21 protein-coding genes are annotated in these 20855 nt (G+C 72.3%); 6 read left to right on the top strand and 15 right to left on the bottom strand.

Annotated features, from left to right (window positions below):
• Window positions 1–89 precede the first annotated feature (89 nt).
• From LCN96_RS34980 to LCN96_RS34940, 9 genes are read right to left on the bottom strand one after another with little or no spacing between them, the layout of a single operon-like run.
• The gene (locus LCN96_RS34980) at window positions 90–980 is read right to left on the bottom strand and encodes a dihydrodipicolinate synthase family protein (RefSeq protein ID WP_225266706.1); all 891 of its coding nucleotides are present in this window, start codon (window positions 978–980) and stop codon (window positions 90–92) included.
• On the bottom strand, window positions 977–2308 hold the full coding sequence (locus tag LCN96_RS34975; RefSeq protein ID WP_225266705.1) for an aminopeptidase P family protein: 1332 nt from the start codon (window positions 2306–2308) through the stop codon (window positions 977–979). The genes LCN96_RS34980 and LCN96_RS34975 overlap by 4 nt, the downstream gene beginning before the upstream one ends.
• The gene (locus LCN96_RS34970) at window positions 2301–3590 is read right to left on the bottom strand and encodes an alpha/beta fold hydrolase (RefSeq protein ID WP_225266704.1); all 1290 of its coding nucleotides are present in this window, start codon (window positions 3588–3590) and stop codon (window positions 2301–2303) included. Before LCN96_RS34970 ends, LCN96_RS34975 begins: the two co-directional genes overlap by 8 nt.
• Window positions 3587–4399: an ATP-binding cassette domain-containing protein gene (locus tag LCN96_RS34965; RefSeq protein ID WP_311131996.1), complete on the bottom strand. Its 813-nt coding sequence runs from the start codon at window positions 4397–4399 to the stop codon at window positions 3587–3589. The genes LCN96_RS34970 and LCN96_RS34965 overlap by 4 nt, the downstream gene beginning before the upstream one ends.
• Window positions 4396–5196, bottom strand: coding sequence for an ABC transporter ATP-binding protein (locus LCN96_RS34960; RefSeq protein ID WP_225266703.1), 801 nt, complete (start codon window positions 5194–5196; stop codon window positions 4396–4398). Before LCN96_RS34960 ends, LCN96_RS34965 begins: the two co-directional genes overlap by 4 nt.
• Complete coding sequence (locus LCN96_RS34955; protein WP_225266702.1) at window positions 5193–6191, bottom strand: ABC transporter permease; 999 nt, start codon at window positions 6189–6191, stop codon at window positions 5193–5195. The genes LCN96_RS34960 and LCN96_RS34955 overlap by 4 nt, the downstream gene beginning before the upstream one ends.
• Window positions 6188–7123 carry an ABC transporter permease gene (locus LCN96_RS34950; protein ID WP_225266701.1) on the bottom strand — a complete coding sequence of 312 codons (936 nt, stop codon included), beginning with the start codon at window positions 7121–7123 and terminating at the stop codon, window positions 6188–6190. Before LCN96_RS34950 ends, LCN96_RS34955 begins: the two co-directional genes overlap by 4 nt.
• Window positions 7124–8818, bottom strand: a complete 1695-nt coding sequence (locus LCN96_RS34945; protein ID WP_225266700.1) for an ABC transporter substrate-binding protein — start codon at window positions 8816–8818, stop codon at window positions 7124–7126.
• Window positions 8815–10797 carry a glycoside hydrolase family 127 protein gene (locus LCN96_RS34940; protein WP_225266699.1) on the bottom strand — a complete coding sequence of 661 codons (1983 nt, stop codon included), beginning with the start codon at window positions 10795–10797 and terminating at the stop codon, window positions 8815–8817. Before LCN96_RS34940 ends, LCN96_RS34945 begins: the two co-directional genes overlap by 4 nt.
• Window positions 10798–10939: 142 nt before the next feature.
• Between LCN96_RS34940 and LCN96_RS34935 the strand changes: the two genes are divergently transcribed.
• Window positions 10940–11467, top strand: coding sequence for a P-loop NTPase family protein (locus LCN96_RS34935; protein ID WP_225266698.1), 528 nt, complete (start codon window positions 10940–10942; stop codon window positions 11465–11467).
• 22 nt (window positions 11468–11489) lie between these two features.
• Here the strand turns inward: LCN96_RS34935 and LCN96_RS34930 are convergent, their stop codons facing one another.
• The 4 genes from LCN96_RS34930 to LCN96_RS34915 form a co-directional block, all read right to left on the bottom strand.
• A complete protein-coding gene (locus tag LCN96_RS34930; protein WP_225266697.1) occupies window positions 11490–12230 on the bottom strand; it encodes a GntR family transcriptional regulator in 741 nt (246 codons plus the stop codon).
• Window positions 12231–12287: 57 nt separating this feature from the next.
• Entirely contained in the window at window positions 12288–13130 is an 843-nt protein-coding gene (locus tag LCN96_RS34925; RefSeq protein ID WP_225266696.1) for a TIGR04222 domain-containing membrane protein, read from the bottom strand.
• Window positions 13131–13355: 225 nt separating this feature from the next.
• A complete protein-coding gene (locus tag LCN96_RS34920) occupies window positions 13356–14054 on the bottom strand; it encodes an HAD family hydrolase (protein WP_225266695.1) in 699 nt (232 codons plus the stop codon).
• Window positions 14051–14671, bottom strand: a complete 621-nt coding sequence (locus tag LCN96_RS34915; protein WP_225266694.1) for a hypothetical protein — start codon at window positions 14669–14671, stop codon at window positions 14051–14053. Before LCN96_RS34915 ends, LCN96_RS34920 begins: the two co-directional genes overlap by 4 nt.
• 241 nt (window positions 14672–14912) lie before the next feature.
• On the opposite strand from LCN96_RS34915, the gene LCN96_RS34910 reads away from it, so the two are divergent.
• Window positions 14913–15749, top strand: coding sequence for a Scr1 family TA system antitoxin-like transcriptional regulator (locus LCN96_RS34910; protein WP_225266693.1), 837 nt, complete (start codon window positions 14913–14915; stop codon window positions 15747–15749).
• 6 nt (window positions 15750–15755) lie between these two features.
• Here LCN96_RS34910 and LCN96_RS34905 read toward each other — a convergent pair whose 3' ends face one another.
• Window positions 15756–16409 (bottom strand): GntR family transcriptional regulator, encoded by a 654-nt coding sequence (locus LCN96_RS34905; protein ID WP_225266692.1) that lies wholly within the window; start codon window positions 16407–16409, stop codon window positions 15756–15758.
• Window positions 16410–16477: 68 nt separating this feature from the next.
• On the opposite strand from LCN96_RS34905, the gene LCN96_RS34900 reads away from it, so the two are divergent.
• The 4 genes from LCN96_RS34900 to LCN96_RS34885 are packed head-to-tail and all read left to right on the top strand — an operon-like array spanning window position 16478 to window position 20170.
• Entirely contained in the window at window positions 16478–17653 is a 1176-nt protein-coding gene (locus LCN96_RS34900; RefSeq protein ID WP_225266691.1) for a CaiB/BaiF CoA transferase family protein, read from the top strand.
• A gap of 44 nt (window positions 17654–17697) precedes the next feature.
• Window positions 17698–18534, top strand: a complete 837-nt coding sequence (locus tag LCN96_RS34895) for an HpcH/HpaI aldolase/citrate lyase family protein (protein WP_225266690.1) — start codon at window positions 17698–17700, stop codon at window positions 18532–18534.
• 56 nt (window positions 18535–18590) lie between these two features.
• A complete protein-coding gene (locus LCN96_RS34890; RefSeq protein WP_225266689.1) occupies window positions 18591–19928 on the top strand; it encodes a TRAP transporter large permease subunit in 1338 nt (445 codons plus the stop codon).
• Window positions 19929–19942: 14 nt separating this feature from the next.
• The gene (locus tag LCN96_RS34885) at window positions 19943–20170 is read left to right on the top strand and encodes a hypothetical protein (protein ID WP_225266688.1); all 228 of its coding nucleotides are present in this window, start codon (window positions 19943–19945) and stop codon (window positions 20168–20170) included.
• On the opposite strand, the gene LCN96_RS34880 is transcribed toward LCN96_RS34885, so the two are convergent.
• Entirely contained in the window at window positions 20167–20805 is a 639-nt protein-coding gene (locus LCN96_RS34880) for a TetR/AcrR family transcriptional regulator (protein ID WP_225266687.1), read from the bottom strand. The genes LCN96_RS34885 and LCN96_RS34880 overlap by 4 nt on opposite strands.
• Window positions 20806–20855 lie beyond the last annotated feature (50 nt).

The raw sequence follows: 20855 nt of genomic DNA, 5'->3' as shown, positions 1-20855 counted from the left end.
GCGCCCGCTGACGACGGGCGCCCGCTGACCGGCGCCCGCTGACAAGCACCCGCTGACGACGGGCGCCCGCCGACCGGCGCCCGCCACCGTCAGCGGTAGCCCTTGGCCAGCACCGCCTCGGTGTCGCGGGTGATCCGGTCCGCGATCTCGGCCGGCAGCGCCAGGCGCGGCGGCCGGCAGGCACCGCCCTTGCGCCCGGCCAGGTCCATCGACAACTTGATCGACTGCACGAACTCGGTCTTGGAGTCCCACCGCAGCAGCGGGTGCAGGTCCCGGTACAGGGGCAGGGCCTTGGCCACGTCGCCCGCCACGGCCAGGTGGTACAGCTCGACGGTGGCGCGGGGGATCATGTTCGGGTACCCGGCGATCCACCCGACCGCACCGGCGATGCCCAGCTCCAGCAGCACGTCGTCCGACCCGATCAGCAGGTCCAGCCCGGGTGCCAGCTCGGCGATCTCGTACGCCCTGCGCACGTCCCCCGTGAACTCCTTCACCCCCACGATCAGCCCCTCCTGGTGCAGCTCGGCCAGCAGCGAGGGCGTCAGGTCCACCTTGGTGTCGATCGGGTTGTTGTAGGCGACGACCGGCAGCCCCGCCTTGGCCACCTCGCGGTAGTGGGCGACCACGGCCCGGCGGTCGGCGCGGTAGGCGTTCGGCGGCAGCAGCAGCACCGACGACGCCCCCGCCTCGGCGGCCTGCTCGGCCCAGCGGCGCGACTCGGCCGACCCGTACGCGGCCACGCCCGGCATCACGTGGAACCCCTCGGGCGCGGCCTCGACGGCGGTGCGCACCACGCGGGCGCGCTCGTCGTCGGTCAGCGTCTGGTACTCGCCGAGCGAGCCGTTGGGGCACACGCCGTCGCAGCCGCCCTCGGCCAGGAAGCGCACGTGCTCGGCGTAGGCGTCGTAGTCGACGGACAGGTCGTCGTGGAAGGGCAGCGCGGTCGCGACGTGCACGCCGTGCCACACGGGGGTGGTCATCGGTGGTTCTCCTTGGTCCAGTTCTCCAGCCCGCTCGCGTCCAGGGGCAGCGCGGCGGACAGGTTCTGCGCGCCGTCCGCCGTCACGAGCAGGTCGTCCTCGATGCGTACGCCGATGCCGCGCAGCTCGGGCGGCACCGTGCGGTCGTGGGCGTGGAAGTACAGCCCGGGCTCGACGGTCAGCACCATGCCCGGCGTCATGACCGCCCCGTGGTAGGCCTCGGGGCGCGAGCGCGCGCAGTCGTGCACGTCCAGGCCGAGATGGTGGCCGATGCCGCAGATCAGGTAGCGGCGGTGGTGCTGGCCGGTGTCCGACAGGGCCTCGTCCACCGACACCGGCAGCAGCCCCCAGTCGTGCAGGCCGCGCGCGATGACCTCCATCGCCGCGTGGTGGAAGGCGGTGAACGGGCGGCCCGGCACCACCTCGGCCAGCCCGGCCCGGTGCGCCCGCTCCACCAGGTCGTGCACCTGCCGCTGGGCCGGGGTGAAGGCGCCGGAGACGGGGAAGGTGCGGGTGACGTCGGCGGTGTAGTGGGAGCGCGTCTCCACGCCCATGTCCAGCAGCAGCACCTCGCCCTCGCGCACGGGGCCGTCGCAGCGCACCCAGTGCAGGGTGGGGGCGTGCGGGCCGCTGCCCACGATGGAGGCGTAGCCGGGGCCGTTGCCGTACGTTCTGGCGTACCGGTCGAACGTGCCCTGCAGCCACCGCTCGCCGCCGCCCGCCACGGCGGCGGGCAGCTCGGCCAGCACGGCGGCGAAGCCCTCGACCGTGCGGTCCACGGCCTCGCGCAGCTGCCCGACCTCCCACTCGTCCTTGATCATGCGCAGCTCGGCGAGCACCCGGCCCACGTCGTCGCCGGAGCCGGGCGTGCCCGGGTCGGTGAAGTCGTTCAGCGGCAGCACCTCGACGCCCAGCGCGGCCGACCACTCGGCGAGCGACGGCGACGGGCCGACCCACAGCTCGCCGTAGGCGGCGTCGGCGAAGAAGCCGGTCTCGCCGGGACGGGCGGGCGGCGGCAGGTACAGGGTGGCCGCGCCGTCGCGGACGACGGCCACCGCGTGCTCCACCGCGCAGCCGGTCAGCCAGTAGAAGTCGCTGTCCACGCGGAAGTCGTAGGCGGTGTCGTTGCTGCGGGCCGGCGCGTGCCCGGCCTTGACCACGACGGTCCGGCCGGGCAGCGCCTCGGCGAGCCTGGCCCGGTGCGCGGCGGCGGCCTGTGCCGCGCCCGGCACCAGGTCGGGCGTGCGGGCGGGGGAGTCCCAGCCCTGGGCGATGTACTCGGTGAACGCGGGGATGTCGATCAGCTTGGGCAGCTTGCCGTCAGCCATCGATGAGCCCTCCTCCAAGGTCGCGGACGAGCCGCGTCAGGCGGGCGAAGACACGTTCCTCGCCGATGCCGTCGTGCTCGTACTCGTTGGTGACCCAGGCCTGCGTGTTGCCCACCCGGGAGGCGGTGTCCAGTTGCAGGCCCGAGTCGACGTACATGTCGTCGAAGTAGACGGCGGCGGCCACCGGCACCTCGTTGGCGGCCAGCCGGTCCAGGTCGTACAGGGGCGGCCAGTCGCCGCGCCCGGCGAGCAGCTCGACGGCGCCGCGGAAGGGACGCAGCGCCCGGATCTCCTCGAACATCCAGGGATAGATCATCTCTCCGGTGAACAGCAGCGGCCTGGCGTCCTCGGCGAAGGCGGGATGGCGGGCGCGCTCGCGCTGCGCCGCCCACGCGGTCGCGCCGGCGCCGTGCCCGTAGATGCTCTCCTGCAGCGCCGCGAACAGCGGGTTGTCGGCATAGGACGAACGCGCGAGCACCTGGTGCAGGAACGTCTCGGGCAAACCGCCACCGTCGTCCGGCCGGGCCTCGTCCAGCAGCCAGTGCATGCGCTCGTAGCCGGGCTTCATGCCGAAGTCGATGCCCAGCGACTGCAGCCGCCGCACGGTCAGCGGGTCGCCGTCGGGCAGCAGCAGGTCGCCCTCCGCCAGCCGGTCGGCCAGCCGCGCCGTCGTCTCGGCGTGGTGCGGGTAGCGCCGGTAGAACTCGGCGTTCTTGGCCGCCACCCGCGGGTACGTGCGCCGGTAGACCTCCTCGGCGTCCGGGTCGAGCGACGGCAGGCCGCCCGCCACGTAACAGGCCGACAGCCCCTCGGGCGCGTTCGACAGGTACGTCAGAGTCAGGAAGCCCCCGTAGCTCTGCCCCAGCGTCGACCAGCGCCGCCCGCCGAAGACCGTCTTACGCAGGTGCTCGGCGTCGGCCACGATCGAGTCGGCGCGGAAGCGCGCCAGATGGTCGGCGCCCTCCTTCGCGCCCAGCGCGCCCATCACCCGGCCGTCGATGCGCGAGCTGCGGCCCGTGCCCCGCTGGTCGAGCAGGATCACCCGGTACGTCTCCAGCGCCCGCCCCAGCCAGCCCGACGTGCCGACCGGGCGGGGCCCCTTGCCGCCGGGCCCGCCCTGAAGGTAGAGCAGGCACGGCAGGTCCTCCCCGTCGCGGGCCGGGTCCACCAGCTCGCGGGCGAACACGGTGATGCTCGCCCCCGGGTCGGACCAGTCCAGGGGCACCCGTTCGACGTGGTCGCGCACCCGCATCCCGGGGATGGTGTACGTCGCGGTGATCAAGACCTCTCCCTCCTGCGGCGGTCCCACTCCGGGTCGATCCGGGGGATGGCCGCCAGCAGCGTGCGCGTGTACTCGTCCTGGGGGTCGCGGAACACCTGCTCGGCGGGCCCGAGCTCGACGATCCGCCCCTTGCTCATGACCGCGACCCGGTGCGCGAGCTGCCGCACCACGGCCAGGTCGTGCGCGATGAACACGTAGCTGAAGCCGCTCTCGCGCTGCAGCCGCCGCAGCAGCTCGATCACCTGCGCCTGCACCGACACGTCCAGCGCCGAGACGGCCTCGTCGCAGATCACCAGCTTGGGGTTGACGGCCAGCGCGCGGGCGATGCCGATGCGCTGTGCCTGCCCGCCGGAGAACTGCGCGGGGTAGCGCAGCGAGTGATCGGGGTTGAGCCCGACCCGCTCCATCAGCTCCTTGGCGTGCTCGCGGCGGCTGCCCTTGGGCCCGAGGCCCTGGTAGACCAGCGGCGCCATGAGGATGCGCTCCACGGTGTGCCGGGGGTTGAGCGAGGAGAACGGGTCCTGGAAGACGACCTGCACGTTCGAGCGGAAGCGGGCCAGCGCCGCGCCCCCGGCGTGCGTGACGTCCTCGCCCTCGAACTCCAGGGTGCCCCCGGTCGGGTCCATCAGTTTGGCGATCATACGGGCGGTGGTGGACTTGCCGCTGCCGGACTCGCCGACGACGGCCAGCGTCTCGCCCAGCCGTACCTCGAAGCTGACCTGGTCCACGGCGGTGAACTCGGCCCTGGCGCCCAGCGGGCCGCGCGAGACGAACCGCTTGGTCAGGCCCTCGGCGCGGAGCAACGTCATAGGACCACCTCATCGTCGATGCGCGGGATGCTCTCCAGCAACATCCGGGTGTACTCGTGCTCCGGCTCGGCGAAGATCTGCTCGGCGGTGCCGTACTCGACCTGCTCGCCGCGCCGCATCACCAGCACGCGGGTCGCGATCGAGCTGATCACGGCCAGGTCGTGGGTGATGAACACCATGCCGGTGCCGCTCTCCCGCTGCAGGGAGGCCAGCAGCCGCAGGATCTGCGCCTGCACGGTCACGTCCAGCGCCGTGGTCGGCTCGTCGGCGATCAGCAGCGCCGGCTCGCACACCAGCGCCATCGCGATCATGACGCGCTGCCGCTGCCCGCCGGAGAACTGGTGCGGGTAGTAGTCCACGCGCCGCTCCGGCTCCGGCAGGCCGACGTGCCCGAGCGCCTCGACGGCGACCCGGCGCGCGGCCCGGCGGGAGCCGCCGCGGTGCGCGCGGTACATCTCCTCGATCTGCAGGCCCACCGTGTAGTACGGGTTCAGCGACGACAGCGGGTCCTGGAAGACCATCGAGAGCTGGTCACCGCGCAGCCTGCGCAGCTCCCGGTCCGGCCGGCCGAGCAGCTCCGTGCCGTTCAGCCGGACGCTGCCGCTGGTGCGGGCGCCCTTGGGCAGCAGGCCCATGATCGCCAGGCTGGTCATCGACTTGCCGGAGCCCGACTCGCCGACGATGCCGACCGTCTCGTCCCTGCCGACCGTGAACGACACGCCCTTGACCACGTCCACCGGGCCGCGCGTCGTCGGGAAGGTGACGGTGAGGTCGTCCACGACAAGCAACTCGCTCATGGGGTCGTGATCCTCACTCTCGGGTCCAGCCTCGTGTAGACGAGGTCCACCACCACGTTCCCGACCACCACGAAGAACGCCGCCAGCAGCGTGACGGCCATGATGACCGGCTGGTCGTTCTTGGCGATCGAGTCGGCGGCCATCTTGCCGACCCCGTTCAGCCCGAACACCGTCTCGGTGATCAGCGCGCCGCCGAGCAGCGCCGCGAAGTCCATGCCGAAGATGGTGGCGATCGGCGTCAGCGCCGGGCGCAGCGCGTGCCTGCGCATGGTCAGCGCCGGGCTCAGCCCCTTCGACCTGGCCGTGCGCATGAAGTTCTCCGCCAGGGTGTCGATCACGTTGGCGCGGGTGAGCCGGGCGTACAGGCAGGCGTAGCCGGTGGCCAGCACGATCCACGGCATCAGGTACGACTGGAACCACACCACCGGGTCGTCGGCGAACGCCACGGCCTGCGGGAACGGCAGCACCTGCAGCTGCACGACGAGCACGTACTGCAGGGCCAGCGCCAGCACGTAGTTGGGGATGCTGGAGCCGCCGAGCGCCAGGCCCATCGCGGCGCGGTCCCACCAGGTGCCCTCCTTGACCGCGCTGAGCAGGCCCGCGGCGATCCCGACGACCAGCCACAGCACCGCCGCGCCGATCGCCACCGTGGCGCTGACCGGCAGGCGCTCCACCACCATGTCCATCACGGACTGGTTGGTCTGGAAGCTGTAGCCCAGGCACGGCGCCGCGCAGTGCACGAGGTTCGCGCCCTGGCCGTAGTCGCGGCCGGCGAAGATGCCGCCGAGGAAGCCGAAGAACTGCGTCAGGAACGGCTGGTTGAGCCCCAGCACGTCGCGGATCTGGTCGATGCGCTCCGGCGTGCACGTCTTCCCGCAGATCATCACCGCCGGGTCCGGCTGCAGGGTGAAGAACAGGACGAACGTGAACAGGCACACCAGGAACAGGATCACCACGACGCCGGCCAGGCGTCCGATCACGTAGCGGGCCATCATGAGGCGTCCCCCGCGTCGAAGGCGGCCCGGATCCTGTCGCCCAGCACGGTCAGCGACAGCACCGTGAGGAACAGGAACGCGCCGGGGATCACGAAGTACATCGGGTCGACGGCGTACCAGCCGACCGAACTGGCGATCATCTGGCCCCACGAGGGGGTGGGCGGCGTGACGCCGACGCCCAGGAACGACAGCCCCGCCTCCGTCCCGACGTAGCCGGGCACGGCCAGGGTGGTCATCACGATCAGGGAGCTGCGCAGGTTCGGCAGGATCTCCTTGAACACCAGCTGCCCCGTGGAGGCGCCGGAGGCCCGCGCGGCCTCCACGAACTCCCGGTTCACCAGCGTGAGCGTCTGCCCGCGCACCACCCGCGCCAGGTACGGCCAGCCGAACACGCTGATCACCAGGACCAGCAGCACCGGCCGGTTGCCCTGCGGCAGTGCGGACAGGATCGCGATCATGAAGATGAGCGCGGGGAAGGCCATCAGGAAGTCCATCACCCGGCAGATCACCTGGTCCACCCAGCCCTGGTAGAACCCGGCCAGCATGCCCAGCACCACGCCGAGCAGCGTGGTGAGCGCGGTGGCCGAGGCGGCGATGATCAGGGAGACGCGGGCGCCGTAGGCGATGCGCGCCAGGATGTCGCGGCCGTTCTGCGGCTCGACGCCCAGCAGGTGCTCGGCGCTGATGCCGCCGAGCGAGCCGTAGGGCACCCCGCCCAGGTCGGTGTTGACCGCGGCCGTGTCGAAGTCGTTGGGGCCGTGCCCGGTGATCGCGCTGATCAGCGGCGCGCCGATGGCCATCAGCACGATCAGCGCGAGGTAGGCGCCGCTGAGCACGGCGCCCCGGTCACGCAGCAGCACGCGGGTGACGCGCCGGCCCGAGGTGGCGGGCACGGCGCCCGCCACCTGCTCTGGATGCGCTGCGACGGTCATCTACTTCGTCGGCTTCGCCAGCCCGACGGAGACCAGGTCGACACCGCCGGAGTAGGAGTTGGACTGGTAGGCGCCCGCGATGTTCGCGCCGTTGACCAGGATCAGCTTCTCGTAGGCCAGCGGCACGACCGGCGCCAGCTCCATGATCTGCTTGTCCAGCTCGCCGTAGGCGGCGTTGGCCTGCTCGACGTCGGTCATCGCGGCGATCTCGTCGATCTTGGCGTTGATCTCCTTGTCGTTGATCTGGGCCAGGTTGGAGTTGCCCTTGGAGGTGATGTTGCGCCCGTCGAACAGCGGCGGCAGGAACGTCGCGCCGGAGGCCCAGTCGGGGCACCAGCCGGTCACGGCCATGTCGTTCTGCTTGGCCGGGGTGCCGATGACCTCGTAGTACGTCGAGGTGTCGATGTTGTTGATCTTGACGTCGATGCCGACCTGCTTCAGCGCCTCCTGGACGGCGACCGAGACCGCCGCCATCTTCGGCTGCGCCCGCGTGTCCAGCGTCAGCGAGAAGCCGCCCGACAGGCCCGCCTCGGCCAGCAGCTTCCTGGCCTGCTCGACGTTGTACGGGTACGGGTCGTAGTCCACCCGGCCGGCGACCGTCGGCGGCTGGATCGAGGTGCCCTTCTGCGCCAGCAGCGACCCGCCCATCGCCGCCACGATGGTGTCCTTGTCGATCGCGTAGTTGATCGCCTGGCGCACCCGCACGTCGCTCAGGTGCTTCTTGGTGGTGTTCAGGCCCATGTAAGTGGTGCAGCCGTTGAGCCCCGACAGCGTGCGCGCCTTGATCTGCGGCGTCTGCACGCGGGCCACGGTCGCCGCCTGGATGCTCTGGCCGAGCGCGTCGGCGTCGGTGCCCTGCCCGGCCAGCATGCGCTCGTCGATCGTGGCCGGGTCCAGGCCGAACGTCCACTCGAACGCGTCCGGCTTGGCCGTGCGCACGGTGTCGGTCTCCTGCTTCCACTGCGGGTTGCGCTCCAGCTTCAGCGACACGTTGCGCTGATAACTCGCCACCTTGTACGGCCCGCTCGCGATCGGCTTGCTGTCGAAGGCCGCCCCCGCCCCGGTGCCCTTGGGGAACGGGGTGAAGTTCGCCAGCGCCAGCGCGCTCGGGAAGTCGGCGAACGGCTTCTTGAGGTGGATGACGACCGTCTTCGGGTCCGGCGTCTCGATCGTGTCCAGGTCGCCCGACAGGTAGGGGCCCTGGTAGTCCTTGGGCGCGTCCAGCAGCAGCTTGCCGTACGGGGAGCCGATGCCCGCCTCGGGGTCGAAGGCCCGCGAGAAGCCGAACTTGACCGCCTCGCTGGTGATCGGCGTGCCGTCCTCGAAGAAGAGGTTGTCCTTCAGCGTGAACGTCCAGGTCTTGGCGTCGTTGGACGGCGTGCCCGTGTCGGTCGCCAGGTCGGGGACGATCTTCGTGCCCTCGGCCCCCGGTCCCGCGCCGAACGTCGTCAGCCCCCGGTAGATGAGCCGGTAGAAGTTGTTCACGCCGCCGTCGAAGCCGCGTACCGGGTCCAGGTGGGAGAAGTCCGCGTTGGCCAGGACGCGCACCGTGCCGCCCGTCGCCGGGGCCGCCGACGAGCCGGCCGCGCCGGTGCCGGCGCCCGGGCCCTGGGCCGCTCCGCCACCGCCGCCGCACGCCGAGAGTGCCAGCACGGCGGTCATCGTGACGCTCGTGAGCGCCGCCGATCTCCTCATTTCGCCTTCTTTCCATTGGTTGCGTCGGGGGTCCTGACCCAGACCCGCATGGCTTCGGGGCCGCGGTTGCCCCAGAGGAAGTAGGGGACGAAGGTCGCCGTGACCGTCGTCTCCGGAAGCGCCCGCTCCAGCGGGAGCTCCGGGTAGAGCTCGGCGGAGGGCGGGGGAGCGGCGGCGGCGGTGAGGGTCAGCACCACGGCGTCGTCCCGCCGCTCGATGTTCGCGTCTACGATCTCCGGTACGCCGATCAGCAGGTCGTCCACTGCGGCGTCCGGGCTGTCCTGCTGCTCCACGCAGTAGACCAGCGGGCCGCGGGCCAGGCTGACCGCGCCCCTGGTGGCGTCCAGGTAGGGGTGCGAGCCGTGCGCCCTGACCGGCATCGGCAGCGTGAGCCGCACCTCGTCGCCGGCCTGCCAGCGGCGCTCGATGCTCAGCCAGCCGTCCACCGGCCCGGCCGCGCGCGGTCCGCCGCCGCCCGTCACCGCCGCGTCCGCTTCGTACGGCCGGCCGTCGACCGTGACCGTCGCGCCCCGGGCCCAGCCCGGGATGCGCAGCAGGATCCCGTACGGCCCGTCGGGCGCGCGCTCGACCGTGAGCCGCACGTCACCGTCCCACGGGTAGGCGGTCTCCACCACCAGGTCCAGCTCCGTGCCCTCGATCCGCCCCTCGGCGTAGGAGGCGACCAGCAGCGCGCCGTCCCGCTCCGCCGCCACGTAGTCGGCGAGCTGGGCCATCCACCGCACGATGTTCGGCGGGCAGCACGGGCAGGTGAACCAGGCGCGGCGCAGCGGCTCGCCGCCGGCCTCCGCGCCGCTGCGCTGCTCGTGGTCGGGACGGCGCTGCAGCGGGTTGTCGTAGAAGAACGCCCTGCCGTCCGCCGACAGGCCCACGGCGTAGGCGTTGTAGAGCACCCGCTCGAACACGTCGAGGTAGCCGGCGCCGCCCGTGGCCAGGAACATGCGCCAGGCCCACTGCATGACGGCGATGGCCGCGCAGGTCTCGCTGTAGGCACGCTCGGACGGCAGCTCGTACCGGTCGCCGATGGCCTCGTCGGAGTGGCGGCTGCCGAGCCCGCCCGTGACGTACAGCTTGGTCGCGACCAGGTCGTCCCACAGCCGCTCCAGCGCCTCGAACAGCGACCGGTCGCCCGTCTCCAGGTGCACGTCCGCCGCCCCGGCCGCCAGGTACGCCATCCGCACCGCGTGACCGGTCACCGACGGCAGCTCGCGGAAGGGCAGGTGGTCCTGGAAGTAGTCGCCGGGGAAGATGCTGTGCCTGAGCTGCCCCGAGCCGCGCCGGTCCACGAACGCGGCGGCCAGGTCCAGATAGGCGCGCCGCCCCGTCTCCCTGTACAGCTCGACCAGCGCCATCTCCACCTCGGGATGGCCGCACACCCCGTCCTGCGCGAACCGCTCCACCACCAGGTCCGCGAACCGCTCCGCCACCCGCAGCAGCCGCTCGTCGCCCATCCGCCGCGCCGCGGCGACCGCCGCCTGGATGAGGTGACCCAGGTTGTACAACTCGTGCCCCCAGGCCAGGTCCTCCCACGGCTTCTTCGTGGCGGCCGGGTTCTGGAAGAAGGAGTTGAGATAGCCGTCCTCGGCCTGCACCCGCTCCAGGAGGCCGACGACCTCCTCGAAGAACTCCCGCACGGGCTCCCCGGCGCGGCCGTCGCCCAGCTCGTAGGCCAGCCCCTCCAGGGTCTTGTACAGGTCGGTGTCCAGGAACGGGTAGCGGCCCCGGTACGGCGCCGGGTCCTCCTCCAGAAGCCGGCTGAGGTTGGCGACGTTGCCCGCCGCCCGCAGCTGCTCGATGATGTGCGGGATCGTGGCCGTGCCGTTCCGGCGCTGCCAGTGGTGCAGCAGCCCACCGGTGATGCGCACTCCCGCGACCGGCCGCACGGCCCCGGCGGACGTGCGTACGGCACCGGACAGCGTGCGTACGGCACCGGACAGCGGCTTGACCTGCTTAGACGTCATGAACCTTCCCAGTAATGTGTGGCATTGCACTGAACCATAGGTGTCCGGGAGGTGTGTTGCCAAGGGTTGCGGGGGTGACGAAAAGAGAAAGTAACGCGTCCGGAATGTGGGACAAGGACCCGCGGCTGGCTACAGTGGCGCGGTGCGACGCGTATCGGTGGTGGGGAACTCAGGCTCGGGAAAGTCCACGCTGGCCGCCGGTCTGGCGGCCCGGCTCGGCGTGCCCTGGCTCGAACTCGACTCGGTCTTCCACATGGAGGGCTGGACGCCACGGCCCAAGGAGGAGTTCCGGGCCGAGGTCGACACGTTCACGCGCGCCGACGGCTGGGTGGTGGACGGCAACTACTCCGCCGCGCGGGACCTGGTGTGGGCGCGGGCCGACACCGTGGTCTGGTTCGACCTGCCCAGGCGTACGGTGATGCGCCGCCTGCTGCCGAGGACGGTGCGGCGGATGGCGACCGGGGCCGAGCTGTGGAACGGCAACAAGGAGTCGTTCCGCTTCCTCTTGTCCAAGGACGAGTCGATCATCCGGTGGGCGTGGACGCAGCACGCCGTCTACCGGGAGCGCTACCGCCGGGCCGCCGCCGATCCGGCGAACGCGCATCTGACGTTCGTCCGCATCGCCTCCCAGGCCGACGCCGAGAGACTCCTGAGCGGCGGCGTCCGGTGACCGCGGCGTCGTGGCCGCGGCATCAGCGCTCGATGAGCGTGACCTCCAGCGAGTAGTGCGAGGCCCGGTAGACGTGGGAGCCGTGCTCCACCGCCCGCCCCTGATCGTCGTAGGTGGTGCGCACCATGGTCAGCAGCGGCGCCCCCCGGCGCTCCGCCAGTAGCCGGGCCTCGGCCTGGGTGGCGGCCCTGGCGCCGATGCGCTGGTTGGCGACGCGCATGCGCACGCCCGCGCCGCGCAGCAGCTCGTACAGGCCGCGGCCCTCGAGGTCGGCGGCCGTGAGCGGGGCCAGGCCAGGGGGCAGCCAGTTGTGCAGGACGGCGAGCGGCTCGCCGGCCGCGAAGCGCACGCGCTCCAGGTAGAGGATCTGGGAGCCGGGCTCCACGCCGAGGATGGGGGCGACGTCCTCGTCGACCGGGCGCGACTCCAGGGCCAGCACCTGGGTGGCAGGCTCCTGGCCGGAGCGGCGCAGGTCGTCGTAGAGGCTGGTCAGCTCGACCGAGCGCTTGACCTGGCCGTGCACCACCTGGGTGCCGACGCCGCGCTTGCGGACCAGCAGGCCCTTGTCGACCAGGTACTGGATGGCCTGCCGGATCGTGGGCCGCGACAGGCCCAGCTTGTCGGCCAGCAGGATCTCGTTGTCCAGCCGCGAGCCGGGGGCCAGGTCGCCGCGGCGGATCGCCTCCGCGATCTGCTCGGCGACCTGGAAGTAGAGCGGCACGGGGCTGGACCGGTCCAGGTCGATGGCCAGGTTCGCGGTCATGCTGATCAGCTTAACCGAGGTAAGAATGTCCTGACAAACGAGCCGTGAGTGGGGGATTCAGGCGTCACCGCCGCCGCAGCCGCACCCGTCTCCTCCGTCGCCACCGGCGTCGGCGTCGCCGTCGTCTTCTTCGCTCGGGCCGCGGCGTGCGGGGACGGGGTCGGGCGAGGGCTCGCCCAGAAGCACGTAGGACTCCAGGCTGCCGTCGTGGTCCGGGTGCGCGGCCAGCGTCTCGCGGCAGACAGCCTCGCCCACCAGCGTCCTGTCGTCGGCGGGCGTCCGCATCCACGTGATCACGACCCCGCCCGCCACGGTCAGCGGCGGCACGAGCAGCGCGGGCCACCACTGGCCGAGCCTGGCCCAGGCGGCGGCCGACTCTCCCGTCAGCAGGTCGCCGGCGGTGTCCAGCAGGACGGTGAGGGTGGCGATGTTGGTGAGCAGCACCAGGAACACGGTCAGCGCCCCCAGCACGATCGTCGACGACATCCAGTGGGGACGCAGCAGCCCGCGCCGCCGCAGCTCGGCCCGCATCCGCCTCTCCACCGGCGCCCACTCCGGCGCCCGCACGATCTCGTGCCGGGCGGCGCGGCCCGCCCTGGCGGTCAGGAAGCCGAGCACGACGTGTTCGGCCGGATGGTCGGCGGCGGCGCCGGTGACCAGGGTGCACAAGCCCGACCGGGCTTCGCGGACGGCGTTGCGCCTGACCAGCGCGGTGACCACCGTGTCGGGCAGCGCGTGGCGCCCCCTGGCCAGCACGGCCAGCTCGTACGGGCTGACGCTCTCAGCGACGGGGCCGCGCCGGAGCTGCCGGAGCTGCCGCCGCAGCAGGCACTCCACCAGGACGAACCCGGCGACGGCCAGCACGCCGAGGACGAGCACGGCCGAGACGAGCGTCACCATCGTGCACCTCCGGGCGGGGATGCGGGGGAGCCGCCCCTCGAAGATAACCGTGCCGGCGGGGCGCGCGGTAGACGACCACCGGAAGCCCCGCGGTCGAGTCACCCCGGCCCCGTTGGATGATGTCCGGCGCCGGCGCGGCCGGCTCGGCGGACTGGCCATCAGCGCCGGTCCCAGCTCTGTACGCCGGCGCCGCCCTCGTCCCGGCCGCGCTCGTGGTGATGGTGATCAGTGCCCGAGGAGCCGCGGCAGCTCCGCCAGCGAGGTGATGCGGGGGAACCCGGCGGGCGGCGGCCCGGCCGCGTGCCGGTCCAGCCACACCGACCGCATCCCGGTCACGGCGGGACCGGTCACGTCGTTCTCCACGTCGTCGCCCACCAGCAGCACCTCCTCCGGCGCCAGCCCCAGCGCCGCGGCGGCCCCGGTGTAGCAGGCGGGGGCGGGCTTGAAGTGCCCGCCCAGCACCTCGCCCGTCAGCACGGGACCGACCAGCCCGGCCAGCCCGATCGCGCGGACCTTGGCCTCCTGCATCGGCAGCGTGCCGTTGGTCAGCACACCCAGCGGGTACCCGCCCAGCTCCGCCACCGCCCCCGCCACGTCGGGATAGGCGACCCAGTGCCGCCGGTACAGCTCGGCGAAGATCGCGTAGGCGACGTCCAGGTCGCCGGGGACGGGCACGGACAGCTCCGCGCACAGCGCGGCCAGGCGCAGCCGCCGCTGCTCCTGCACCGTGCACCGGCCCGCCTGCCACATCGCCAGGTACGGCCCCTCCAGCTCCGCCCAGATCGCCGGCGCCTCCGCCAGGCGCGGATGGCCGGGGAAGCGGCCCGCCACCCACGCCGTGATGCCGGCGTCGGCGGCGGCACGGTGGTCGAACAGGGTGCCGTCGAGGTCGAACAGGACGGCCTTGATCGCCGGCTCGATCACGGGGCGGCTTCCGCGCCGATCCTGGCCGCCGTCTCCCGTGGCGGGTAGCCGAGGGTGAGGCCGCGTACCGACAGGGCGGCCTGCGCGAACAGCGCCTCGGCGTTCTCCGTGAGCACGTAGTTCAGCGCGGGGGAGCACGACCGGTGCGCGTCCAGCGCCTGCGCCTCCCGCTCCGCGAGGTCTCTCGGCAGCGCCTCGCGGTAGTCGGCGATCAGCGCGTCGAGGTCGAAGAGCTGCCCGTACCGCTCGGACGTGCCCGCCACCACCCGCACGTGGTCGCCGTCGAGCTGGGCGTGGTAGACGAGGTTCGTGCCGCCGCTCTTGGCGAACCAGCGCATCGCCTCGTCGGGGGGCAGCGTGAACGCCCCGTACGGCTTGCGGCCGTACAGCAGGGCCTCAGCGATCCATCGGTCGCACCACAGCTCGTCGCGGTAGGGTGCCGGGGCATGTGGGTCGACGGCCAGGCCCTGTGCCAGCACCGGGTTCCAGGCCGAGACCATCGGGCTGCTGAAGCGCGGCATGCGCGGGCCGCGCCAGTGGCTGAGGGCGTAGCCGTACCAGACGGTCACGACCTCGACTCTGCGCTTGGGAAGGGGACGCTCGTAGGTGCCGTTCATGATCTGGCCGCCGTCGGGGTGCCGCCATGGTCCCGGGGAGAGGCCGAGGTCTGTGGGGGCCGGAGGAGTCCGGTAGTCGGGATGGAGTATCCACGCGTCCGCCACAGTTTCTCTGCCTTTCCGATTGGCGTATGCATGAGGTGTCAGAGCACTAGAGTGGCCATCGTGCAACACCCGTCACTCGGTTTCAATAGACCAGGTGTAAACGCTGATATTTGTCATCGATGGTTGTGACAGACGTATGCAGTTAAGCGTTGTCGCGGCCCGGCTGTGCTCCCTGCGCGCCGAGGCCAGGCTGTCGATGAAGTCCGCGGCGGAGGCCGCCGGGCTCAACACCTCCACGATCTTCCGGATCGAGCACGGGCTCGTGGCGCCGCGCGAGGCCACCGTGCGCACCCTCCTGCAGCTGTACGGCCAGGGCGAGCACGTGGGCCGGCTGCTGTCGCTGCTGCGCGAGGAGCGGGTGCCCGGCTGGTACGACGCGCCGGGGGTGCCGCTGGCGCTGTCGGGGTTCCTGGAGATGGAGGACCAGGCACAGATCATCTACACCTACTGCCCGCTGCAGGTGCCCGCGCTGCTGCAGGCCCCGGCCTACGCCCTGTCGGCCGCGCTGGCCGCGTTGCCCGCCGGGGCCACGTACGAGCGGGCCGCGACCGCCGCCGACCTGGTCGCGGTGCGGCAGCGGGTGCTCGACCGGCACCAGGGCCCGCATCTGTGGGCGGTGCTCGACCAGGCGGCGCTGATCGACCCGCCGCTCGGCCGCCCGGAGGACCGGCTGGCCCAGCTCGACGCGCTCGCCAAGGCCGCCAAGCAGCCGCACCTCGCCGTGCAGGTGGCGCGGCCCGTTCGCGAGAGCGGGTACCTCTACCAGGGGCCGCCCTTCACCCTGCTGCGCTTCCCCGAGCAGCACCGGCCGGACGCGCTGGTGCTGCACCTGCTGCACGCGCCGATCGTGGTGGAGGACCGGCGGCGGGTGGAGGAGCACCAGCAGGCGTTCGCGCGGCTGTCGCTGTCGGCGCAGCCCGTGGAGTCGACCCCCGACGTGCTGGACGGGATCCGCGCCACGCTGGCCCAGTGACCCTGATCAGTGGTGCTGGCGGAACTCGCCGGCGCGGCGCACGTGGTCGATCATGATGCGCTCGGCGGTCTCGGCGTCGCCGGACTCCAGCGCGGCCAGGATGGCCTCGTGCGCCTCCAGCTGTGCCTTGACCTGTGTCTCGTCCAGCCACAGTGACGCCTCGGCGGGCACGGGGAAGCTGTTGCGCACCGACCTGGCGTGCGCGCCCAGGAAGGCGGGCCCGCCGATGTCGACGATGCGCAGGTGGAAGCGCCTGCTCTGCTCGCCGAGCCGGTCGTGGTGGCCCCGCGCGGCGTTGTCGGCCATCGAGGCGTGCAGCTCCCGCAGCTCGGCCAGCTCCGCCCCGGTGATGCGGCCGGCGGCCAGCCGCGCCCCCAGGCCCTCGACGACCGCGCGCACCCCGTAATACTCGGCCAGCGCCTCGTCGCCCAGGTCCACCACGGTCGCGCCGTGGTGGGCCTCGTAGCTGATCAGCCGGTCCTTCTCCAGCCGGCGCAGCGCCTCGCGGACGGGCGTGACCGACACCCCGAGGCGCTTGGCCACCTCCCCGGCCCGCAACGGCGTGCCCCCGGGGATCCGGCCGGTGCGGATCTCCTCCAGCAGCACGCTGTAGACGTAGTCGGCCTTGCTCATGGGCGGCCGGGGCTCGGTGGGTGACATGTCCTCAAGTGTCTCGCAGAACGGTCGCACTCTTGACCTATGACATATTTCTTATAAGTTACATACTCATGACGAGCCTCGCTGACCTGCGGGTCATCGACGCGGCGACGCTGTTCGCCGGTCCCTCCGCCGCCATGATGCTGGGCGACTTCGGCGCCGACGTGATCAAGATCGAGCACCCGCACCGGGGCGACCCCTCGCGCGGGCACGGCGCCGCCGGGTTGTGGTGGAAGACGCTGTCGCGCAACAAGCGCGCCGCCGCCGTGGACCTGTCGCGGGCCGAGGGGCAGGAGATCCTGCGCCGCCTGGCCGAGCGGTCCGACGTGCTGATCGAGAACTTCCGCCCGGGCACCCTCGAACGCTGGAACCTCGACCCGCAGGACCTCCTGGAGCTCAACCCGCGCCTGATCGTGGGCCGGATGACCGGGTTCGGGCAGTTCGGGCCGATGGCCAAGCGGCCCGGGTTCGGCACGCTGGCCGAGGCCATGAGCGGCTTCGCGGCCATGACGGGGGAGCCCGACGGGCCGCCCACGCTGCCGCCGCTCGCCCTGGCCGACGGCATCGCGGGCCTGGCCATGTCGTACGCCGTCATGGTCGCCCTGCACGCCCGTGAGCAGACCGGGCGCGGGCAGGTCATCGACATGGCGATCATCGAGCCGATCCTGGGCCTGCTGGGGCCGCAGATGAGCATCTACAAGGCGCTCGGCGTCGTGCAGCGGCGCACCGGCAACCGCTCCAGCAGCAACGCGCCGCGCAACACCTACCGCACCCGCGACGGCCGCTGGCTGGCCATCTCCACCAGCGCGCAGCCCATCGCCGAGCGCGTGGTCACCCTCGTCGGGCGGCCCGACCTGGTGGAGCAGCCGTGGTTCGCCAGCGGGCACGGCCGGGTGCAGCACGTGGACGAGCTGGACGAGGCGGTCGCCTCCTGGATCGCCGAGCGCGACGCCGCCGAGGTCATCGCCAGGTTCGAGGAGGTGCAGGCCGCGGTCGCGCCCATCTACGACGTCACCGACCTGGCCGAGGACCCGCAGTACGCGGCGCTGAACACCTTCGTGGAGGTGCCCGACGACGAGTTCGGCACGCTCACCATGCAGAACGTCATGTTCCGCATGTCCGGCACGCCGGGCGGGATCCGGTGGACCGGGCGGACGCTCGGCAGCGACACCGACGAGGTGCTCGGCGAGCTGGACTATCCCGCCGAGCGGATCGCCGCCCTGCGCGCGGACGGGGTGATCGCGTGACCGCGCGACCTCCCGTGACCCCGCCTCCCGTGACCCCGCCTCCCGTGACCTGGTTGTACGTGCCGGGGGACCGGCCCGAGCGGTTCGGCAAGGCCGCCGCGTCCGGCGCCGACGTGATCATCATCGACCTGGAGGACGCGGTCGCGCCCGCCAGGAAGGACGCGGCCAGGCAGCACGCGGTCGCCTACCTGCGCGAGCGCGGGGACACCGGTGGTGTCCAGGTGCACGTGCGGGTCAACGACCCGGCCACCCATCGCGGGCGCGACGACCTGGCCGCCGTCGGGGACCTGGCCGACGCCGTACGGCTGCCGAAGGTCGAGTCGGTGGCCGTGCTGGACGCGCTCACCGGCGCGCCCGCGTACGCGCTGCTGGAGTCGGCGGCCGGGATCCTCGCGGCGGGGCGGATCGCCGCGCACCCGCGCGTGGCGGGGGTGGCGCTCGGCGAGCAGGATCTGGCCGCCGAGCTGGCCATCACCGACGAGCAGGCCATGAACCACCTCAGGCTCCAGGTCGTCCTCGCCGCCGCCGCGGCCGGGCTGCCGCCGGTGCCCATGTCCGTCTATCCAGACGTCAAGGACGAGGACGGGCTGCTGGCCTCGTGCCGGGCCGGCCGCGCGATCGGGCTGTTCGGCAGGACCGCGATCCATCCGCGCCAGATCCCCGTCATCAGGCGGGCGTTCCGGCCGACGGAGGAGGAGACCGCCAGGGCCGCCGAGATCGTCGCCGCGGCGGAGCGGGCCGAGCAGGCGGGCATCGGCGCCGTGGCGCTGCCCGACGGCCGGTTCGTGGACGCCCCGATCGTCGTCAGGGCCCGCCGCACCGTCGAGCTGGCCCGGCGCCTGGCCGACCCGCCCCCACCACCGCCGGACCCCGGCGCCTGACCACCGGCCCCCGGGCCGCCCACCCCCGCACAACCCCCCATTGGAGGTCATTCGCCATGGGAATCGCCGTATGGGCGCTCATCGCCTACATCGCCATCATCGTCGTCTGGAACGGCGTGCTGAAACGCAATATCGGTGAAGCGATGCTCATCGGTTTCGCAGGCGTGTGCCTCTTCGGTGGCACCAGGTTCTTCGAGCTGGCGTGGGCGGGTATCGCCGACGCGATGGCCGAGGAGGTCGTCTTCGCCGCCCTGGCCTTCGTCTTCATGGGCTACCTGCTCACGAAGCTGGGCCTCATCCAGGAGCAGGTCACCGTACTGAACTCGATCTTCGGCAGGCTGCGCGGCGGCGCCGGATACGTCTCGACCTCCGCCGCCGCGCTGCTCGGCGGCCCCTCCGGGTCGGGCTCCGGCATCTCCGCGTCCGTCGGCTCCGTCACCATCCCGTGGATGATCCGGTCGAACTGGCGCCCCGACCTGGCCGCCTCGCTGGTGGCCGGCAACGCCGGGCTGGGCATCTCGATCCCGCCCAGCTCGTCGATGTTCCTGCTGCTGGGCTCGGCCGCCGTGGCGCCCGTGCTGACCGCCGACCAGCTCTTCGTGCCCGCGCTCATCGGCGGGTTGTGGACGGTGGCCTACCGGTTCGTGGTGGTCTTCCTCTGGGTGCGCCGGCACGACATCGCGGCCACCGACGCGGCCGACCTCGTGCCGCTGCGCGCCGCGCTGCGGGCCGGGTGGACGTCGCTGCTGGTGTACGCGGGCATCCTGGTGCCGGTGCTGATGACGCTGGACTTCGGCGTCGCGCTGATGGAGTCGCGGGTCGGCGAGGCGGCCGGCGACATCAGCATCATCGTGTGGATCCCCGTGCTGACCGTGCTGGCCACGTTCGCCGTGGCGTGGAAGCGGCTGCCGCGCACCGGCCGCGCCTGGAGCGAGCTGCTCGGCGACATGGCACCCAGGTACGCCGTCATCGGCGCGACGTTGTTCTTCGCCTTCGCCGCCGCGGCCAGCCTGGGCGAGCTGGGCCTGGTGGACCAGCTCACCGCCATCCTCCAGGGGCTGGACGCGCCCGCCGTCGTCATCGCCACCATCGTCGGCCTGCTGCTGGTGATCATCGCCGCGCCGCTGACCGGCACCGCCACGATCGCCGCCGTCGGCGGGGTGGCCTTCAGCGCGCTGACCGCGGCCGGGGTCGCCCCGGCGGCGGCGGCCACCGCCATCATGATCTTCGCCTCCACCGAGGGCGCGTCCCCGCCGGGAGCGGCCCCCATCTACATCGCCAGCGGCATCGCCCAGGTGGACCCGGCCAGGACGTTCGGGCGGCTGATCATCTGGTTCGTCATCCCGACCCTGGTCCTCGGCGTGCTGGTCGCGACCGGCGTGCTGCCGATCTGAGAGGAGCCCCCGTCATGAAGAGCCTCATCATGGTCCTGTTCAAGATCGGCCTCGTGCTGTTCCTCGCGCTCGGCGTCGTCGTCGTGCTGGTGCAGGCGGCCGGCCTCGTCGCCGGCAGCCCCGGCCTGGTCTCCGGCGCGGTGTCCGCACTCGGCATGGCGATGACCGTCTCGGCCGGGGTGACCGGGCTGCTCGGCTTCGTGATGTCGTACCTGTTCCACTGGACGGGCGGCGAGGACTAGCCGCGTGGCCGCCAGCGGGCGGCCAGCTCCTCGTCCCGTGGCTCGGGGCCGGGCAGGTCACGGCGGGCCGGGGGGACGCGCAGGGCGTCCATCATGAGTGTCAGGTAGCGGTGGCGGAGCTGGGCGACGCGTTCCTCGTCGCCCAGCTTGATCGAGGCGAGCTGCTCGAACAGCAGCGCGATGTCGGCCGGCGTCACGTCCGGCCGCAGCACGCCCGCCGCCACCGCCCGGTCGTAGACCTCGATGGCCAGGGCCGAGGCCCTGGCCGCCAGCCCACCCAGCTCCTCGGTCGGGGTGAACGTGCCCGCCAGCTTGATCGTCAGCGAGCTGGAGTCGGCGTCCACAATGCCGCGCAGATATTCGGCGAACGCCTCCCACGCATCGCCCTCGTGGGCCAGTGATCGCTCGCTGACCTCGATGTAGAGGCGCAGCCCGTCACCGCACAGCTTCTGCAGCAGCGCCTCCTTGCTGGGGTAGCGGCGGTAGAGCGCGCTGATCCCGACGCCCGCCTTCTCGGCCACGGCCGCGATGGGGGCGCCGGGCTCGGCGGTGAAGACCGCCCGCGCCGCTTGGAGGATCAGCTCGTCGTTGCGTGCGGCCTGTGCCTTGCGGCCGCTCATGGGTGCGCTGCTCATGCTGCCAGTGTAAGGGAACGTAGGATTCCGTTCTACTATGACGCGCTGAG

The sequence above is a fragment of the Nonomuraea gerenzanensis genome, assembly GCF_020215645.1.
Classification (GTDB): domain Bacteria; phylum Actinomycetota; class Actinomycetes; order Streptosporangiales; family Streptosporangiaceae; genus Nonomuraea; species Nonomuraea gerenzanensis.
This window is presented reverse-complemented; position numbering and strand designations above follow the sequence as displayed.

Excerpts from the sequence above, each read along its gene's own strand:
- LCN96_RS34910 (WP_225266693.1), top strand. The coding sequence starts at position 14,913 with ATGCAGTTAAGCGTTGTCGCGGCCCGGCTGTGCTCCCTGCGCGCCGAG.
- LCN96_RS34955 (WP_225266702.1), bottom strand. The coding sequence starts at position 6,191 with ATGATGGCCCGCTACGTGATCGGACGCCTGGCCGGCGTCGTGGTGATC.
- LCN96_RS34945 (WP_225266700.1), bottom strand. The coding sequence starts at position 8,818 with ATGAGGAGATCGGCGGCGCTCACGAGCGTCACGATGACCGCCGTGCTG.
- LCN96_RS34900 (WP_225266691.1), top strand. The coding sequence starts at position 16,478 with ATGACGAGCCTCGCTGACCTGCGGGTCATCGACGCGGCGACGCTGTTC.
- LCN96_RS34965 (WP_311131996.1), bottom strand. The coding sequence starts at position 4,399 with ATGACGTTGCTCCGCGCCGAGGGCCTGACCAAGCGGTTCGTCTCGCGC.
- LCN96_RS34885 (WP_225266688.1), top strand. The coding sequence starts at position 19,943 with ATGAAGAGCCTCATCATGGTCCTGTTCAAGATCGGCCTCGTGCTGTTC.
- LCN96_RS34930 (WP_225266697.1), bottom strand. The coding sequence starts at position 12,230 with ATGACCGCGAACCTGGCCATCGACCTGGACCGGTCCAGCCCCGTGCCG.
- LCN96_RS34940 (WP_225266699.1), bottom strand. The coding sequence starts at position 10,797 with ATGACGTCTAAGCAGGTCAAGCCGCTGTCCGGTGCCGTACGCACGCTG.
- LCN96_RS34915 (WP_225266694.1), bottom strand. The coding sequence starts at position 14,671 with ATGAACGGCACCTACGAGCGTCCCCTTCCCAAGCGCAGAGTCGAGGTC.
- LCN96_RS34975 (WP_225266705.1), bottom strand. The coding sequence starts at position 2,308 with ATGGCTGACGGCAAGCTGCCCAAGCTGATCGACATCCCCGCGTTCACC.
- LCN96_RS34960 (WP_225266703.1), bottom strand. The coding sequence starts at position 5,196 with ATGAGCGAGTTGCTTGTCGTGGACGACCTCACCGTCACCTTCCCGACG.
- LCN96_RS34980 (WP_225266706.1), bottom strand. The coding sequence starts at position 980 with ATGACCACCCCCGTGTGGCACGGCGTGCACGTCGCGACCGCGCTGCCC.
- LCN96_RS34925 (WP_225266696.1), bottom strand. The coding sequence starts at position 13,130 with ATGGTGACGCTCGTCTCGGCCGTGCTCGTCCTCGGCGTGCTGGCCGTC.
- LCN96_RS34880 (WP_225266687.1), bottom strand. The coding sequence starts at position 20,805 with ATGAGCAGCGCACCCATGAGCGGCCGCAAGGCACAGGCCGCACGCAAC.
- LCN96_RS34905 (WP_225266692.1), bottom strand. The coding sequence starts at position 16,409 with ATGTCACCCACCGAGCCCCGGCCGCCCATGAGCAAGGCCGACTACGTC.
- LCN96_RS34890 (WP_225266689.1), top strand. The coding sequence starts at position 18,591 with ATGGGAATCGCCGTATGGGCGCTCATCGCCTACATCGCCATCATCGTC.
- LCN96_RS34950 (WP_225266701.1), bottom strand. The coding sequence starts at position 7,123 with ATGACCGTCGCAGCGCATCCAGAGCAGGTGGCGGGCGCCGTGCCCGCC.